General features: G+C 72.3%; 16 protein-coding genes. 5 read left to right on the top strand and 11 right to left on the bottom strand.

What is annotated here, in order from left to right; all coding sequences use genetic code 11:
- Positions 1–39: 39 nt before the first annotated feature.
- Positions 40–915 (bottom strand): hypothetical protein, encoded by an 876-nt coding sequence (locus tag ACFYMO_RS26475; RefSeq protein WP_366773506.1) that lies wholly within the window; start codon positions 913–915, stop codon positions 40–42.
- Positions 916–1,081: 166 nt separating this feature from the next.
- Between ACFYMO_RS26475 and ACFYMO_RS26480 the strand changes: the two genes are divergently transcribed.
- Positions 1,082–2,539, top strand: a complete 1,458-nt coding sequence (locus ACFYMO_RS26480; protein WP_388549475.1) for a sugar porter family MFS transporter — start codon at positions 1,082–1,084, stop codon at positions 2,537–2,539.
- Positions 2,540–2,564: 25 nt separating this feature from the next.
- Here the strand turns inward: ACFYMO_RS26480 and ACFYMO_RS26485 are convergent, their stop codons facing one another.
- Complete coding sequence (locus tag ACFYMO_RS26485; protein WP_366773508.1) at positions 2,565–3,644, bottom strand: MBL fold metallo-hydrolase; 1,080 nt, start codon at positions 3,642–3,644, stop codon at positions 2,565–2,567.
- Positions 3,645–3,801: 157 nt separating this feature from the next.
- On the opposite strand from ACFYMO_RS26485, the gene ACFYMO_RS26490 reads away from it, so the two are divergent.
- Both ACFYMO_RS26490 and ACFYMO_RS26495 read left to right on the top strand, forming a co-directional pair.
- Entirely contained in the window at positions 3,802–4,683 is an 882-nt protein-coding gene (locus ACFYMO_RS26490) for a LysR family transcriptional regulator (RefSeq protein ID WP_366773509.1), read from the top strand.
- Positions 4,680–5,585: a serine hydrolase gene (locus ACFYMO_RS26495; protein WP_366773510.1), complete on the top strand. Its 906-nt coding sequence runs from the start codon at positions 4,680–4,682 to the stop codon at positions 5,583–5,585. Before ACFYMO_RS26490 ends, ACFYMO_RS26495 begins: the two co-directional genes overlap by 4 nt.
- A gap of 68 nt (positions 5,586–5,653) precedes the next feature.
- On the opposite strand, the gene ACFYMO_RS26500 is transcribed toward ACFYMO_RS26495, so the two are convergent.
- On the bottom strand, positions 5,654–6,649 hold the full coding sequence (locus ACFYMO_RS26500; protein ID WP_366773511.1) for a SigB/SigF/SigG family RNA polymerase sigma factor: 996 nt from the start codon (positions 6,647–6,649) through the stop codon (positions 5,654–5,656).
- Positions 6,650–6,907: 258 nt separating this feature from the next.
- Complete coding sequence (locus ACFYMO_RS26505) at positions 6,908–7,138, bottom strand: DUF6480 family protein (protein ID WP_366773512.1); 231 nt, start codon at positions 7,136–7,138, stop codon at positions 6,908–6,910.
- Positions 7,139–7,239: 101 nt separating this feature from the next.
- On the opposite strand from ACFYMO_RS26505, the gene ACFYMO_RS26510 reads away from it, so the two are divergent.
- Positions 7,240–8,010 (top strand): IclR family transcriptional regulator, encoded by a 771-nt coding sequence (locus ACFYMO_RS26510; protein WP_366773513.1) that lies wholly within the window; start codon positions 7,240–7,242, stop codon positions 8,008–8,010.
- Between the two features lie 5 nt (positions 8,011–8,015).
- Complete coding sequence (locus ACFYMO_RS26515; RefSeq protein ID WP_366773514.1) at positions 8,016–8,861, top strand: SMP-30/gluconolactonase/LRE family protein; 846 nt, start codon at positions 8,016–8,018, stop codon at positions 8,859–8,861.
- A 141-nt stretch (positions 8,862–9,002) separates the two neighbouring features.
- Here the strand turns inward: ACFYMO_RS26515 and mmsB are convergent, their stop codons facing one another.
- From mmsB to ACFYMO_RS26550, 7 genes are all read right to left on the bottom strand, one after another.
- Complete coding sequence (gene mmsB / locus ACFYMO_RS26520) at positions 9,003–10,232, bottom strand: multiple monosaccharide ABC transporter permease (protein WP_366773515.1); 1,230 nt, start codon at positions 10,230–10,232, stop codon at positions 9,003–9,005.
- Positions 10,233–10,239: 7 nt separating this feature from the next.
- Positions 10,240–11,772: a multiple monosaccharide ABC transporter ATP-binding protein gene (gene mmsA / locus ACFYMO_RS26525; RefSeq protein ID WP_388549616.1), complete on the bottom strand. Its 1,533-nt coding sequence runs from the start codon at positions 11,770–11,772 to the stop codon at positions 10,240–10,242.
- Between the two features lie 44 nt (positions 11,773–11,816).
- A complete protein-coding gene (gene chvE / locus ACFYMO_RS26530) occupies positions 11,817–12,935 on the bottom strand; it encodes a multiple monosaccharide ABC transporter substrate-binding protein (RefSeq protein ID WP_388549482.1) in 1,119 nt (372 codons plus the stop codon).
- Between the two features lie 2 nt (positions 12,936–12,937).
- Complete coding sequence (locus ACFYMO_RS26535) at positions 12,938–13,912, bottom strand: hypothetical protein (protein ID WP_366773517.1); 975 nt, start codon at positions 13,910–13,912, stop codon at positions 12,938–12,940.
- Between the two features lie 47 nt (positions 13,913–13,959).
- Complete coding sequence (locus tag ACFYMO_RS26540) at positions 13,960–14,994, bottom strand: zinc-binding dehydrogenase (protein WP_388549485.1); 1,035 nt, start codon at positions 14,992–14,994, stop codon at positions 13,960–13,962.
- Positions 14,991–16,157, bottom strand: coding sequence for a mandelate racemase/muconate lactonizing enzyme family protein (locus ACFYMO_RS26545; RefSeq protein WP_366773519.1), 1,167 nt, complete (start codon positions 16,155–16,157; stop codon positions 14,991–14,993). Before ACFYMO_RS26545 ends, ACFYMO_RS26540 begins: the two co-directional genes overlap by 4 nt.
- A gap of 192 nt (positions 16,158–16,349) precedes the next feature.
- Positions 16,350–16,730: a DUF3662 domain-containing protein gene (locus ACFYMO_RS26550; protein WP_366773520.1), complete on the bottom strand. Its 381-nt coding sequence runs from the start codon at positions 16,728–16,730 to the stop codon at positions 16,350–16,352.
- Positions 16,731–16,858 lie beyond the last annotated feature (128 nt).

The raw sequence follows: 16,858 nt of genomic DNA on the forward strand, positions 1-16,858 counted from the left end.
CCCGCCGCCGGGACCGGCCTGCTCCCGCGCGCGGTCCGGTCAGGAGGACTGCTTCGCCCCCTTGGCCACCTGGTCGGTCATGTCCGCGGTCTTCCCGGAAGGCGGCGGCTGCACGTCGACCTCGGTGCCGAAGTCGGAGAGCTCGACGACCGTCTTGACCTTCTGCTTCTCGCCGCCCTCGGCGCCGGAGGGCTGCACCCGCAGTTCGATCTCCTGGCGGCGGGTCATCCCCTTGCCGTCGATCCACAGCTCCATCGGCACATCGTCGCCGAGCTGCTCGCGCAGCTTCTTCCGCTCGGCCGCGTCGCCCTTCGTCATCCTGGCGAGGTCGAGATGCACCCGGTAGTGCGTGGTCTCGGTGCTGCCGACCTTCTCCGTGCCGAGCTTCTCGACGTCCTTCTCGGAGAGGGACTTGGTGTACGCGAGCGAACCCGCCGGGTCGTTGAGCCTCTTGTTCCCGCCACCCTGGGTCTGCAGCTTCCCGAGGTCCACCTTCATCCAGGTCTTGCCGTCCGGAAGCTGCTCCGCCGCCTTCTTCGGCAGCTTCTGGTAGAGGACGCGGTCGACGACGCGCTGCTCGATCTTTTTCGGCCCCTGGTCCAGCGTCAGCTTGCTGGTGCCGTCCCGCAGGTCGATGACGCCGTCACCGGCGACCTTCTTCCCCTGGGCCTGCCCTCCGGAGGTGGTCACCGTCATGGCGATCTTCGCGGTTTCGGCCTCGGTGGTCTTCTTGTTGGTGGCCTGCACCGCCTCGGCCGGGGACTGCGCCTTGGCGGAGTCGGAGGACCCGGTCTTGTCCGAGTCCTTGGAGCCGCCCTCGTCGCTGCTCCCGCAGCCACTGAGCAGCGCCACGCCGACGAGCAGCCCGGCCGAGCCGAGCACTGCGCCGCGCGTGGTTCTCGAGGACCCGTTCATCTGCGATCACCTCTGCCTTTCATGTGATGGTCAATCAAGTACGCGGCCGTGTACCACGGTTGGCGGAACCCAATCTCACAAAGACGCCGCGCGGAGAATTGTTGAAGCTCAGACGGCATTACGGGACGATGCAGACTTGAGGTGACTTAACGGATGGATGGCTGAGATGGCTGAGACAGCTGACGGCGCAGCGACCGGAGCGTCCCCGGGACACCACGGCAAGGCGGTGGGGATCTCCGTCGCCGCCGCGGTCGGCGGCTTCCTCTTCGGCTTCGACTCCTCCGTCATCAACGGCGCCGTCGACGCCCTCTCCGACCACTTCCGGCTGGGCGCCTTCCTGTCCGGATTCGTCGTCTCCATCGCCCTGCTGGGCTGCGCGGTCGGCGCCTGGTACGCCGGACGGCTCGCGGACGGGTGGGGGCGGCGGAGGGTGATGCTGCTCGGTTCGGGCATGTTCGTCATCAGCTCGGCGGGCTCGGCGTTCGCCTTCTCCGTACCCGACCTGCTGCTGTGGCGGGTGATCGGCGGACTGGGCATCGGGATCGCCTCGGTGATCGCGCCCGCCTACATCTCCGAGGTGGCACCCGCCTCCGGGCGCGGCGCGCTCGGATCGCTCCAGCAACTGGCCATCACCGTCGGCCAACTGGTGGTGCTCAGTTCCAACAAGGGCCTGGCCGGGGCCGCCGGAGGCGCCGCGAACGACCTGTGGTGGGGGCTGCCGGCCTGGCGCTGGATGTTCCTGGTCGGCGTTCTCCCGGCCGCCGTCTACGGAGTGCTGGCGCTGCTGATCCCCGAATCACCGCGCTATCTGGTGCTCACCGGCCGGGACGACCGGGCGGCCGCGGTGCTGGCCCGCGTCAGCGGCGAACGCGACCCGCGGGCAAAGATCACCGAGATCCGAGCCACCCTGCGCAAACAGCACCGCAGCAGCTTCGCGGACATCCGCGGCCCGCGGTTCGGGCTGCATCCGCTGGTCTGGGCAGGCATCATCATGGCCGCCTTCCAGCAGCTGGTCGGCATCAACGCGATTTTCTACTACTCGACCACGCTGTGGAAGTCGGTCGGTTTCAGCGAGTCGGACTCCTTCACCACCTCGGTGATCACGGCGGGCATCAATGTGCTGATGACGGTCGTGGCCATGCTGTTCATCGACCGGGCCGGGCGGCGCAGACTGCTGAGCATCGGGTCCGTCGGGATGTTCTGCGCCCTGGCACTGACCGCCTTCGCCTTCTCACATCAGCGGGGCAGCGGGAACGACGTGTCCCTCCCGTCCCCGTACGGGCCGCTGGCACTGGTCGGCGCCAACGCCTTCGTGGTCTTCTTCGCCCTCTCCTGGGGCCCGATCATGTGGGTGATGCTGGCGGAGATGTTCCCCAACCGGATGCGGGCGATGGCCCTGGCCATCGGTACCGCGTCCAACTGGATCTTCAACTTCCTGGTCACCTTCTCCTTCGAGCCCATGACCCGCAAGGTGGGGCTCACCTGGCTCTACGGCGCGTTCGCCGGCTTCGCGCTGCTGTCCTTCGTCTTCGTCCGCACGAAGCTGCCGGAGACCAAGCGCCTCGAACTGGAGGAGATGACGGGCGAGACACACCGGCGCCGGCCCCGGAACGCGTCGTCGTAGCCGCCGGGGCCGGACGGGCGCGGCGTCAGAGTTCGAACTGCTCCAGATGGCGGGGGGACACCACGCGGCTGTGGGAGCCCGCGGCCTTGCGGAGCCGGTCGACCGCGGCCCGGTCGACCGTCCCGTGCACCGCGGGGTCGTCCAGCGGGGTGACCAGGTCGTCGTGGTGGCTGGGGACGATGACGCGGGGCCTGCCCAGCGTTTCGACGGCGCGCTCGAAGTAGTCGTGCACGGCGGCGTGCCCACTGGCGCCGAGCACCAGGACGTCGGGCCGGGCGCCGGAGACCTCGCGGGCCGCGAAGTTGGCCGTGCCGCTCAGGAACATGACGGTCAGCCGGTCGCCGACGGTCACCTGGTAGCCGAGGGTGCCGCCCTCCACCAGGTCGTTCAGGGTCCGGGGCCGGGCCGGGGGCGCGGTCAGGGTGCCGTAGGGGTCGAAGCCGTAGCCGCCGACCTGGCTGTGCAGACTGCGCACCACCTCGACGGTGTAGTCGGGGCGGGAATGCTTGCCGGAGGGCTGCAGAGGGTGGCGCAGCACCTCGCCGCCGGAGACCACCGCGGGCCGGTGCTCGCGTCCCCTGCCCGGGACCCCCATGGCGGTGAGCAGGTGCAGATGGGTCTCCGAGCCGAGGACGGTGATCTCCGCGTCCCGCCAGGCCGGGTGTTCCAGCAGGTAGGGGACGTCGGCGAGGTGGTCCCAGTGGCCGTGGGTGAGCAGCAGGAACTCGGGGGCCCCGGTGAGGTGTTCGCGCAGCACCCGGTCGATGATGCGGTGGTCCACCTCCAGCTTCCTGGTCATGTCGGGCTTGCCGTCGGCGCCCGTGAAGCCCTGGCGGGTGAGGTAGGGGTCGATCACCACACGGTGTCCGTCGAAGGTCATCTCCCAGCCCGCGATGCCCAGCCAGCGCAGCCGTACCCCGCTGTTCCCCGGGCGGCTGCGGCGGGCCGCGGGCCGGGCGGCGGTCGCCCGGCCGCCGGGGAGGGCGCCGGCCGCGGAGGCGGCGGCGATCCCCGTGGCGCCGACGGCTCCGGCGGCGAGGCCGGTGCGCAGCACACCCCGGCGGCTCGGGCGCCGGGGGACGGCTGCGGGCTGCTCATCGGACATGGGTGGCTCCTCGGTCTGGGTTCGTGCGGGCGTCCCGCGCCGGTGGCCGGACCGGGCTCGGGAACAGGGAGTCAAACCCAGGGGGCACCTGGTGTCGAATACACTCTCGACCGGAAAGCGATTCGCTCGGCATATCACCGCAGGCCATGGGGGGCGCATGCTGACGGAGCGGCATCTGGAGATCTTCGTCGCGCTCGCCGAGGAGGAGCACTTCGGCGATGCCGCGCAGCGCGTGGGCATCACCCAGCCGCCGCTTTCGCAAGCTCTGCGGCGGCTGGAGGCGCTGCTGGGAGTGCGGCTGTTCGACCGGGGGCGCGCGGTGTCCCTGACGCCGGAGGGCGCGCTGCTGCTCCCGCACGCGCGCCGCGCCCTGAGCGCGCTGGCCGAACTGCGGGAGACCGGAGCGCGGGAGCACGCGGACGGGCAGCGCCTCCGGCTCGGCCTGCCGCCCGAACTGCCGCCTCCGCTGGGCGCCGCGCTCGCCGCGGCCCCGGTCCGGGCCGGCGTCGGCGGCCGGGTCTCGGTACTGACCGCGCCGACGGCAGCCCTGCTGGCGGACGTCTCCGCCGGACGACTGGATCTGGCCGTGGTGCGCCATCCCGCCGTGCTGCACGGGCTGGCCGCGGGGCCGGTGGCGCTGCTGCCGACCTGGCTGCTGGCGCCCCGCGGTCCCGACGGCGCGGCGGCCGCCGGGCGATTGCCCTATGCCGTCCGTCCGCGGGCCGAGGCGCCCGCCGCCCACGACCTGTTCCTGGACACGCTGGCGGGGCGGGGACGGCGGGTGGAGACGGTGGTCGTCTCCGACGAGCGTGCCGGACTCGCCCTGGCAGCCGCCGGGCAGGCCGTGCTGGTCACCGCGGACTCCGGGCTGCGGGCCGAGGGTGTCGTGCGGCAGCCGACCACCGCGCCGGCGCTGCCGCTGCGGCTGCGCGTGGTGTGGGACGCCCGGCGGCTGGCCGCGGCCGGTGCGGACGAGGCGGCCGAGGTGCTGGTGGAGGCGTTGGCCACCGGCCGGACGGTCCGCGAGGGCGAGCGATGAGCGCGGCCCCGGACAAGGCCGTGGAGCGCACGCTGCGGGGGATGTTCGACGACGCCGGGGTGCGCGGCTGGCTCCATGTGGCCGAACTGCACCGCCCCGCGGCCCGGGTGACGGTCGACGCGGACGGCCTCGCGCTGATGGGGTCGGTCTACAAGCTGCCGCTCATGGTGGCCTACTGCCGGCAGGTGGACGCGGGCGCTCTCGACCCGCGGCAGCGCCTCACACTGCCCGCCGGAGGCCGGCTTCCCGGGCCGACCGGTCTCTCGCTGCTGCGGGACGAGGTGTCGATGTCCCTGCGCGACCTGGTCGTCATGATGATGAGCATCTCGGACAACGCGGCGGCCGACGCCGTGCTGCGGCAGGTCGGCACCGCGGCGGTCGAGGAGACCTGCGCGGGGCTCGGTCTCTCCCGCACCCGGTTGGACGGCGGTGCCGCCGGGTCCCTGGCGCGACTGCTCGCGGAGACCGGCGCGGAGTCGGTGGAGGCGGCCCTCTCCAGGATCGCCGACAACGACCGGGCGGTGCCGCCGGGCGTCTACGACCCCGCGTGGGCGGCCGCGACCACCCCGGCGGAGCTGGCCGCACTGCTGCGCGCCGTCTGGCTGGACGAGGCCGCCTCCCCCGGCAGTTGCGCCTTCATGCGCGCCACGATGGGACTCCAGCCCTGGCAGCACCGGCTCGCGGCGGGATTCCCCTACGACGAGGTGGCGGTGTACGGCAAGACGGGGACGTTCGGCGCGATGCGGCACGAGGCCGGAGTGGTCGAACTGGCCGACGGGCGCGGATACACGGCCGTCGTCTTCACCCAGGCCGCCCGCGCCGACCGCCGGCTGCCCCGCGCGGACGCGGTCATCGGTGCCGCGGCCCGCACCGCTGTCGAGCACCTGCGGAGCGGTGGGTAGCACCGGCGCCGGGCAGCGCCGGGCCACCGGGCGCGGGCGGCGGGAATCCGGCGGAGGCGCGGGGCCGTTCAGGCGGCGGCGCGGGGCGGGTGAGCGTTGCCGTCCTCGTCCTCCCGCTCCTCGATCTCCTCGCGCACCCGGCGGCAGGCCGCCGCGAGCAGGCGGGAGACGTGCATCTGCGAGACGCCCAGCCGACGGGCGATCTGCGACTGGGTGAGCTCGCGGAAGAAGCGCAGATACAGCAGGCGCTGCTCCCGCTCGGGGAGGCGGCACAGACAGGAGCGGACCGCTTCGCGGTCGACGACGTGGTCGTAGCCGCCCTCGTCCGAGCTGAGGGTGTCCATCAGGCAGATCGCCCCGTCCCCGCCGTCGCCTCCGCCGCCGGACTCGGACGCGACAGGCGCGTCCAGGGAGAGCGAATTGAAGCACTGGAGGGCTTCCATCCCGGTGAGGATGTCCTCCTCGGAGAGGCCGCTGTGGGCCGCCAGTTCGGCGACGGTGGGCGATCGCCCGGACGAGGTCAGCTCCAGCTCCCGCAGGCTCGCGCGGACGCGGTTGCGCAGGTCCTGGACGCGGCGCGGGACGTGGATCTCCCACATGTTGTCCCGGAAGTGGCGCTTGAGCTCACCGTAGATGGTGGGGATGGCGAAGGTCTCGAAGGCGTTGCCCCGGCTGGGGTCGTAGCGCTCGACGGACTTGACCAGCGCGAGGGCGGCGACCTGTTCGAGGTCCTCCAGCGACTCGCCGCGGTTGCGGAACTTGCGGGCCAGCCGGTGTGCCATCGGCAGCCACGCCGTGACCACGCAGTCCTGGAGCCGGCGGCGCTCGGGACAGTCCTCGGGCAGTTCCGCCAGCGCGGCGAAGTCGGCCGCGGTGTCGGGGGCGTCGTGATGGGTACGACGGAGGGTGCGCGACGGGGCGGACGGGTCGGCCTCGTCCGGGGCGTTTCCGTCCGGCGCGGTCGGGGACGTGGCAGCGTCCACGGTCCGGAAGGGGTCGCCGTTCTCGTCCGGGGCAGCGGCGGCGCTGTCGTCCTCGGTGGTGCGGATCTGCGTGGTCTTCATGGACTGCTCACTCCCACGTCTCCCATGGGTGCTGCGCAAGACAGGCGGGAAGCGGCCCCCAGTCCGCTCCCGGGCAGGATCTGCGCCGGCGCCGCCGTGTTCCCAGCGGCCCGATTTCACCGTGACACACACCACGCCGCACGGCATCTTCGCAGGTCACACCCGAATGCGTGGGGTGGGCACCGGTCGACGCACGGTCGCCGCGCGCCGGGTCGGCTCCGGGTGCGGGTACGCGCGTCGCCAGCGGGGAGGGGAGGGCTACTGCAGCTCGACCAGGTAGCCCACGAAGAACAGCAGCACGGCGACGACGACGAGGGTGATGAGCACGACCGGCACGACGCTCCAGCCGGTGGTGGGGTTGTGCTTCTCGAAGGGACCGGACTCCGATGTACTGCCCTCCGCCGGCGGTGTCTCGCCGGGCGGCACCTCGCCACCGGCCTCCAGACCGGTGGTGGTGTCCGGATCGGGGTCAGGGTTGGCGTAGCTCATGGCTCCCGGGTGGACCGGCACGACCCCTCGTACACCTCCCCCGCGCCCGATAAGATGTTCGGAGAGGCGATCGCTCTTCGATATTTCGAACAGGAGGAGCCATGGGACGGCTCGTGCCCGCGGTGACCAGGGCGCTGGACATTCTGGAGCTGTTCCTGGAGCGGGACGGCCCGCTCTCGGCACCCGACATCGTGCGCGGGCTGGGTCTGCCCCGCACGACCGTGCACGAGCTGGTCGGCACCCTGACGGCCCGCTCCTACCTGGTGCCGGTGCCCGGCCGGGCGGGCCACTACCGACTGGGGGTGCGCGCCTACCAGCTCGGCAGCCGGTACGCCGAGCAGCTCGACCTCGCGGCCGAGGGGCAGCAGGTGGCCCGCTCGGTGGCCGAGAGCTGCCAGGAGACGGTGCACGTGGCGATCCTGGAGGACACCGACGTCATCTACGTCGCGAAGGTGGACTCCACCCAGGCCGTGCGCATGGTCTCGGCCGCGGGCCGCCGGCTGCCCGCGCACTGCACCGCCGTCGGCAAGATGCTGCTCGCCTCGCTGCCCGCCGAGGAGCTCGCCGCGCGGCTGCCCGACGGGGCCGCGCTGCGTGCCATGACACCCCGCAGCGTCACCGACGTGGCAGCGCTGCGCAAGGAGCTGGAAGAGGTGGCCGAGCGCGGGTTCGCCGTCGAGGAGAGCGAGTCGAACAGCGATGTGAGCTGCGTGGCCGCTCCCGTCCGCGACCGCTCCGGCCGGGTGGTGGCGGCGCTGTCGGTCTCGGTGCCGCTGATCCGCTGGAACCGGGAGCGGCGGGACGAACTCGCGGAGCTGGCCCGGCGCGGCGCCGGGCGGCTGTCGGAGCGGCTGGGGCACCCGCGGCGGTGACCGGGATGCGAGCCGAGACCGCCGTGCCCGCGGCCGCCGTGCTCGGCGAGGGGCCGACCTGGGACGCGGCCGCCGGGCGGCTGATCTGGGTGGACATCCTCGCCTCCCGGGTGCACACCTTCGATCCCGCGACCGGCGGGCGCACGGTGCTGGCCACCGAGCAGCACGTGGGCGCGGCCAAGCCGCGCGCGGGTGGCGGGCTGGTCGTCAACCTGCGGGACGGGATCGGGCTGTACGACGCGGACGGCCGCTTCCGCTGGCTGCGTCACCAGGCGGTGCCCGGCCGCCGGGGCAACGACGCGGCCGTCGCGCCCGACGGCGCGCTGTGGGCGGGCACGATGCGCTACGACGAGGCGCCGGGCGGCGGCACCCTGGAGCGGTTCGCGCCGGACGGCCGGGCCCGCACCGTGCTGGACGGCGTCGCAGTCTCCAACGGAACCGGCTGGAGCCCCGACGGGCGGCGGCTGTACTACGTCGACAGCCCCACCCGGCGCCTCGACGTGTTCGACGTCCGCGAGGACGGGCTGCCCACCGGACGGCGCCCGCTGGCGGCGGTCGAGCCGGGCGCGGGCTACCCGGACGGACTGACCGTGGACGCGGACGGATGCGTGTGGGTGGCGCTGTGGGACGGAGGCGCTGTGCGGCGCTACACGCCGGAGGGAACGCTGGACCGGGTGGTGCAGCTGCCGGTGCGGCGGCCCACCGCCTGCGCCTTCGGCGGTGCCGGGCTCCGCGATCTGTACGTCACCACGGCCCGCGCCGGGCTCGCCGCGCCCCGGCAGCCGGCCGGTTCGCTGCTGGTCCTCCGCGACGCGGGGCGGGGGCTGTGCGGGCCGCCCTTCGCCGGGTGAGGCCCACCGGGTGGGCCTGCGCCGGGCCCGGGGCCTGCCGTCGCCGCGCACGGACGCACGGCGGCGGCAGCTCCCGGCGCCGGTACCCCGGCCGGACTCCCGGGTCGGTGCCGGGCGTCCGGTCCGGTTCCGCGGTCGGTCTCAGTGCCCGGCCCGGCGCTTGTTCCAGACGTCGAATCCGACCGCGGCAAGCAGCACCAGCCCCTTGATGACCTGCTGGTAGTCGGTACCGATCCCGACCAGGGACATGCCGTTGTTGAGCACGCCGAGGACGAGGCCGCCGATGACCGCTCCCACCACGGTGCCGACGCCGCCGCTCATGGAGGCACCGCCGATGAAGGACGCGGCGATGGCCTCCAGTTCGAAGTTGAGGCCGGCCTGCGGGGTGCCGGAGTTGAGGCGGGCGGCGTAGACGCATCCGGCCAGCGCGGCGAGGACGCCCATGTTGACGAAGACGAGGAAGGTGACGCGCTGGTCCTTGACGCCCGAGAGCTTGGCGGCCGCCTTGTTGCCGCCGAGCGCGTAGACGTGCCGGCCGACGACGGCGTTGCGCATCACGTAGCCGAGCCCGATCAGCAGCGCGCCCATCACCAGCATCACCACGGGCACCCCGTGGAAGCTGGCGAGCGTCAGGGTGAAGGCGAGCACGGCGGCGACCAGGGCCACGCACTTGGCGACCCACAGCGTGGTGGGCAGCACCTCCAGCTCGTAGCGCAGTTGCCGCCTGCGGTCGCGCCGCTCGCGCAGCAGCAGGAAGACGATGGCGATCAGCCCGATCACCAGCGTGGGGTTGTGGTACTGCGTGTAGGGCCCCATCTCCGGGATGAAGCCCTTGGCCAGGTTCTGGAAGCCGGTGGGGAAGGGCGAGAGGGACTGGCCGCCCAGCACGATCTGGGTCAGTCCGCGGAAGAGCAGCATCCCGGCGAGCGTCACGATGAAGGACGGGATGCCGACATAGGCGATGAAGAAGCCCTGCCACGCTCCGGCGACGGCACCGATCAGCAGCGACAGGATCAGCGCCGGGACCCACGGCATGCCGTGCTCGACCATCATCACCGCGGCCATGGCGCCGACGAAGGCCACCAGCGAGCCGACGGAGAGGTCGATGTGGCCGGCGATGATGACGATCATCATGCCCATGGCCAGGATGAGGATGTAGCCGTTCTGCTGGATCAGATTGGAGACGTTGTTCGGCAGCAGCAGCGTGCCGTCCGTCCATATCTGGAACAGCACGATGATGAAGACGAGCGCCGTGAGCATGCCGTACTGCCGCATGTGGCCGCGTACGTTCTCCAGCAGCAGGGAAGCCGCCGACCGGGCGGCCCCCTGCGCGGCGGGCGGGGCGTCGGTGGGGTCGGTCGTGGTGGTCATGGGGGCCTCAGCTTCTGTTCCGGGTCATGTGGCGCATCAGGACCTCCTGGGTGGCGTCCGCACGGGCGACCTCGGCCGTGAGCCGGCCCTCGGCCATGGTGTAGACGCGGTCGCACATCCCCAGCAGTTCGGGCAGTTCGGAGGAGATGAAGAGCACGGCCTTGCCCTGTGCGGCGAGTTCGTCGATGACGGTGTAGATCTCGTACTTGGCGCCCACGTCGATCCCCCGGGTCGGCTCGTCGAGGATCAGCACCTCGGGGTCGGCGTGGATCCACTTGCCGAGCACGACCTTCTGCTGGTTGCCGCCGGAGAGCCGGCCGACCTGCTCGTGCACGGTGGGCGCCTTGATGTTCATGGAGGTGCGGTAGCGCTCGGCGACGGAGCTCTCCCGGTGCTCGTCGACCACGCCGTGCCGGGCCAGCCCGCTCAGCGAGGCCAGCGAGATGTTGCGGTTGATGGTGTCGATGAGGTTGAGGCCGTACTGCTTGCGGTCCTCCGTGACATAGGCCAGGCCCGCACCGATCGCGGCGGGGACGGTCCTGGTGCGCACCTCGCGGCCGTCGACCCGCACCGTGCCGGACTCGTAGCGCCCGTAGGAGCGGCCGAAGACGGACATCGCCAGCTCGGTGCGGCCCGCGCCCATCAGCCCGGCCAGCCCGACGATCTCACCGCGGCGGACCGTCAGGGACACGTCGTCGACGACCTTGCGCTGCTGGTCTACGGGGTGCCGTACGGTCCACCCGGACACCTCCAGCGCGGTGCTGTGCTCGCCCCCGTACTGGGTGCGCTCCGGGAAGCGGTGGTCGAGATCGCGGCCCACCATGCCCCGGATGATGCGGTCCTCGGACAGTTCCGGGGCATCGTCCGGGTGCGTGCGGACCGGGAGCGTCTCGATCGTGCGGCCGTCGCGCAGGATGGTGACGGTGTCGGCGATCCGGCGGATCTCGCCCAGCTTGTGCGAGATGACGATGCTGGCGATGCCCTGGTCGCGCAGCTCCCGGATGAGGGCGAGAAGGGTCGCGCTGTCCTCGTCGTTGAGCGCGGCGGTGGGCTCGTCCAGGATGAGCAGCTCCACCTCCTTGGACAGCGCCTTGGCGATCTCCACCAGTTGCTGCTTGCCGACGCCGAGGTCGGCGACGGGGGTCTGCGGGTTCTCCCGCAGACCCACTCTCCGCAGCAGCCCGGCCGCCTGCCGCATGGTGGCGCCCCAGTCCACGAACCCGCGTCCGGCGCGCTGCTCGTTGCCGAGGAAGATGTTCTCGGCGATGGACAGGAAGGGCACCAGTGCCAGCTCCTGGTGGATGATGACGATGCCGCACTGCTCGCTGGCGCGGACGTCCTTGAAGGCGACCGGCTCGCCCCGGAAGCTGACCCGGCCCTGGTAGCTGCCGTGCGGGTGCACCCCGCTGAGCACCTTCATCAGCGTCGACTTGCCCGCGCCGTTCTCCCCGCAGACGGCGTGGATCTCCCCGGGGCGCACGGTCAGGTTCACCTCGCTGAGTGCCGTGACGCCGGGGAAGGTCTTGGTGATGCCCCGCATCTCCAGGACGGGGCGGTCCTGGCCGGTGTCGCCGGCGGCCGCGCTCACTTGAGCTGCCCTGCGGTGAAGTAGCCCTCGTCGACCAGGAGCTGGGTGTTCGACTTGTCGACGGAGACCGGTTTGAGCAGGTAGGCGGGCACGACCTTCTTGCCGTTGTCGTAGTCGGTGGTGTTGTTGACCTCGACCTTCTTGTCGTTGAGCAGTGCGTCGCCCATCTGCACGGCCTGCTTGGCCAGCTTGCGGGTGTCCTTGAAGACGGTCTGGGTCTGCTCCCCGGCCACGATGGACTTCACCGAGGCCAGCTCGGCGTCCTGGCCGGTGACCACGGGCAGCGGATGGCGTTTGCTGCCGTATCCGGCGCTCTTGAGCGCGGAGATGATGCCGATGGAGATGCCGTCGTAGGGCGAGAGGACCGCGTCCACGTCGGTGCTGCCGTAGTTCTTGCTGATCAGGTCGTCCATCCGCTTCTGCGCTTTTCCGCCGTCCCAGCGCAGCGTGGTCGCCTGGTTCATCTTCGTCTGCTTGCTGCGCACCACCAGTTGTCCGGTCTTCAGGAAGGGCCGCAGCTTCTTCAGCGCGCCGTTCCAGAAGTACTTGGTGTTGTTGTCGTCGGGCGAGCCCGCGAACAGCTCGATGTTGTAGTGCTCGTCGGCGTCCTCGTCCGGCTTCTCCAGTCCGAGCCGGTCGAGGATGTACTGGCCCTGGAGTTCGCCGACGCGCTCGTTGTCGAAGGACGCGTAGTAGTCCACGTTCTTCGTGCCGAGAATGAGCCGGTCGTAGGAGATGACCGGAATATGGGCGTCGGCGGCCCGTTTGAGGACGTTGGTGAGCGCCGAGCCGTCGATGGCGGCGACGACCAGCAGCCGGTGCCCCTTGGTGATCATGTTCTCGAGCTGGGCGACCTGGTTCTCGACCTTGTCGTCCCCGTACTGCAGATCGGTCTTGTACCCGGCCTTGCGGAACTGCTCGGCCATGTTCTTGCCGTCGGCTATCCACCGCTCGGACGACTTGGTGGGCATGGCCAGGCCGATCGTGCCGCCCTTGCCCTTGTCCGGCTGGTAGCGGCTGCCGCCGCGCGCTTCCTGGCCGCAGGAGGCCAGTGCGGCGACGAGCGCGGCGGCCAGTACCGCGGAGACGGCGGTACGGCGTCTGCGGGTGCGCATGGTCAGTTCCCTTCGGACTCGGTGTGCTCGAAGCGGTGCAGCGGCCCCGGCAGCCGGGAGCCGAGCGGGGACATGCCGTCCGCGGCGCCGTGCCGGGCCAGCAGGTCCAGGGCGAGCCGCCCTCGGCGCACCCGCTCGCGCGCCGTGTCCAGCACGGCGGCGCGCAGCTGCCGCCCTGACGGGTAGACGCCGGGCGCCCTGGCCAGCCCGAACTTCAGGTAGAGCGGGGCGCCGCGCCGGATCAGCTCGGCCAGTTCGTACATCCGTACGTAGCCGCCGAGATCGTCGGGGGCCTCGATGTACATGTCCATGGGCGCCGCGCTGACCCGCCGGATCTCGGTGAGGTGGTCGGGCGTCAGATCGCTGGGCACGTTCAGCGAGTCGGCGCCGAGCCGCTCGTAGACCGCGTACGAGGCGGGGTTGACCGGCCCGATCAGCGCCGAGACCTTCAGCGTGGTGCCCGCGGGCAGGATGCCGGCGGCGCGGGCCCGGTGCAGCGTCCACAGCACCCCCTCGTCGGCGACGAGCAGGCAGCGCACGCCCAGCCCGGTGGCGCGCACCGCGTCCTCCACGCACCCGGCGAGCGCGCTGTGGCCGCGGGCCCGCAGCCCGGCGCCGCCGGAGTCGGTGCGGGTGGCGGCTCCGGTGTCCCAGGTGCCGCGCGGCCCGGTGAACAGGCACAGCTCGATGTCCCGTTCGGCGCACGCCTGGACCATCTCGGTGATCTCGGCGTCGGTGAGCATCCAGATGCCGCTGCCCTGGCTGATGCGGTGCAGCGGCACCTCGAGCCGCGCCGACTCCGCCAGGACGACGGCCAGTGCCTCGGGCCCCTCGCAGGAGGGCACCTCGGTGCGCCAGCGGCCGCCGTCGGGGAAGGCGTGCGGGGAGGTGTCGGCGGGTTCGGGCGGGGAGGGGGGCAGCTCCAGGGCGGTGAGGGCGGGTTCACCCGGCAGTCGGGGTGCGGTGCTGGTGGTCACGGGGCTCCTTCGGTACGGGGCGGGTGGCCGTGCGGGGAGGGAGGGCGTCAGGGGTGCAGCAGCACCTTGCCGACCGCGGGGTCGCCGTCGGCCACGAGGGCGACGGCCTGCTCGAACTCCGTGACCGGCAGTCGGTGGGTGACCAGCGGCAGCGGATCCAGCAGTCCGCGGGCGAAGGCGCGCACCGCGTGCGCCCAGGCGGCGGGCGGGGCGCCGAAGACGGTGTCCACCCGCAGCGCGCCCAGGACGAGCGCGGCGGGGTCGAGTTCCGCGGCCCCGGCGGGCGGGATCCCGGTGAGCACCAGCCGTCCGCCGCGCCGCAGCAGCCCGGCCGCCTGCCGCGCCGCACCGGGCACCCCCGCCGCCTCGACAACGGTGTCGTAGCCGCCGAGCCCGGTGGTCTCCCGGTGGTGCCGGTAGCCGGTGGCGCCGAACCCGGCGGCGAGCTCCGCGCGTCCGGGTCGGGCACCGGTCAGGAGCAGTTCGGCGGGCGAGCCCGCGGCCAGCAGCCGGACCGCGAGCAGTCCCAGGGTGCCGTCCCCGACGACGGCCACCCGGTCCCCGGCGCGCACGCGGGCCCGCAGCGCGGCGGCCGCGGCGCAGGCAGCGGGCTCCAGCAGGGCCGCCGCCGTCAGATCGGCGTCGTCCGGCAGGGTGTGCAGCAGCCGGGCCGGGAGGGTGAGGGTGGGGGCCATGGCGCCGGGCTCGGTGAAGCCGGTCTCGGTGTACCCGGCGGTGCACAGCGTGGACTCGCCGGCGCGGCAGCGGTCGCACAACTGGCAGTTGCGGAACCCCTCCCCCACCGTCTTGCGGCCCACGAGCGTGCCGGGCACCCCGTCGCCGACCGCTTCCACGGTGCCCGACCACTCGTGACCGGGCGTCACCGGATAGCGCGCGTACGGCGCGGGGCGGTTGCCCTGGTGCAGCTCGCGGTCACTGCCGCAGATCCCGGCGGCGTGCACCCGGACTCGTGCCTCGCCGGGGCCGGGCGGGCGCGGGGTGTGCGGGACGAGACGGACGGTGCCGGGCGCCTCCAGGACGACGGCGCGGCCGTCGCCGGCGCCGGCGGTCCCGGCGGTCACCGGCCGGCGCCGCTCGGGTCGCGGGTCTCCCAGCCCTCGGCCCACAGGTCGAAGTGGGCGCGCTGCTGGGGGAACTCCGCGGCCGCGTCGGTGTCCAGCTCCACGCCCAGGCCCGGCTCCCGGGAGAGCGGGAAGCAGCCGGTCGCGGGGTCCACCTCGGGGGCGCCCCTGACCACCTTCCTGATCTCGGCGTCGGCGAAGTCGTTGAAGTGCTCCAGCACCTTGAAGTTGGGGGTGGCGAAGCCGACCTGGAGGCTGGCGGCGGTCAGCACCGGGCCTCCGACGTTGTGCGGCGCCACCAGCGTGTAGTGGGTCTCGGCCGTGGCCGCGAGCTTGCGGGTCTCGGCGATGCCGCCGAGGTGTCCGAGGTCCGGCTGGACGATGTCGGCGGCCTGGCTCTCGAACAGTTCGCGGAACTCGATCCGGTCGTGGATGCGTTCACCCGTGGCCACCGGCATGTCCACCCTGTCCGCGACCTTGGCGAGCGCCTTGAGGTTCTCCGGCGGCACCGGCTCCTCCAGCCACGCGGGCCGGAACGGCGCCATCTCGCGGGCGAGCCGGACGGCGGTGGCGGGCGCGAACCGGCCGTGCATCTCCAGCATGAGTTCCGCCTCGGGTCCGATGGCGTCGCGCACCGCCTCGATGAGGGAGACCGCGTACCGCGTCTCGGCGTGGGAGAGTTCCAGGTGGCCGGTACCGAACGGGTCGATCTTCAGGGCGCGGTAGCCGCGCGCCATGACGTCCCGGGCGGCACGGTGGTAGGCGTCAGGCGTGCGTTCGGTGGTGTACCAGCCGTTGGCGTACGCGGGGACGGCCTCGGTGACGTTCCCGCCCAGCAGTTGCCACACGGGCACGCCCAGCGCCTTGCCCTTGATGTCCCAGCAGGCGGTCTCCACGCAGGCGATGCCGGACATCACGATCTCGCCCGCGCGCCCGTAGTCCCCGTACTTCATCCGCCGGACCAAGTCCTCCGTGCGGAAGGGGTCGGAGCCGGTGATGTGGTTGACCTCGGCCTCGCCCAGATAGCCGAGCAGCGCTTCGGTACGGCCCAGCATCCGGGTCTCTCCGACCCCGGTGAGTCCCTCGTCGGTGTGGACCTGGACATAGGTCAGGTTCCGCCAAGGCGTCCCGACCACGTGGGTACTGATACCGGTGATGCGCACGAGAGCCGCTCCTGAGATCGTCCATCATGTTCGACATTTCGACACGTGTTCGAAATAGCGATGTGACACTAAGGAGGGCACAGGGGGGTGTCAATGGCCGGAACGAGCTTTTCTGCGCGATCGACTGAGTGAGTGTGATCGGCTTTGTTGCTCGCTGTGCGGTGTCCTCGTGCGCGCACTCAGGGACTGCGGTCAGGGACGCGGGGTGATGCTGCTGTGCACCCGGTAGCGCGGTGGCTCCTGCCCCGCGCGCGGCGGACACAGCCGGACGGCGACCGGCCCCGCGAAGCTGAAGCGCCGCTCGGCGGCGTGCCGCCGCACCTCGGACGCGAGCCGTTCACCGACCGGCCCTGCCTGGCCGGCCAGCCGCGCGTAGCTCTCGGAGGGCAGTTCCAGCTCGAAGGCGTTGGGCACCACCGTGCGGCCCCGGCCCACGATGACCGCCTTCGCCTCGCACTCGCGGCGCAGCACCTCCAGCACCTCCACCGGCTCCTCGGCGCCGCGCGCGAACAGCCGCCACAAGGAGTCGGAGAAGCGCTCCATCCTGCTCTCGACCTCACGGAAGAACGTCATCGCTGCCCGATTCCCCCTGCGCGCCCGAGCATGTTCCCCCGATCAGGTGGCCTGGAGCGGCTCGAGAGGAACACGCGTGCGGGCAGGGCGGCGCGGCCGCCATGCACCGCACCGACGAGCAGGCAGGC

Source organism: Streptomyces sp. NPDC007025, assembly GCF_042869455.1.
Classification (GTDB): Bacteria; Actinomycetota; Actinomycetes; order Streptomycetales; family Streptomycetaceae; genus Streptomyces.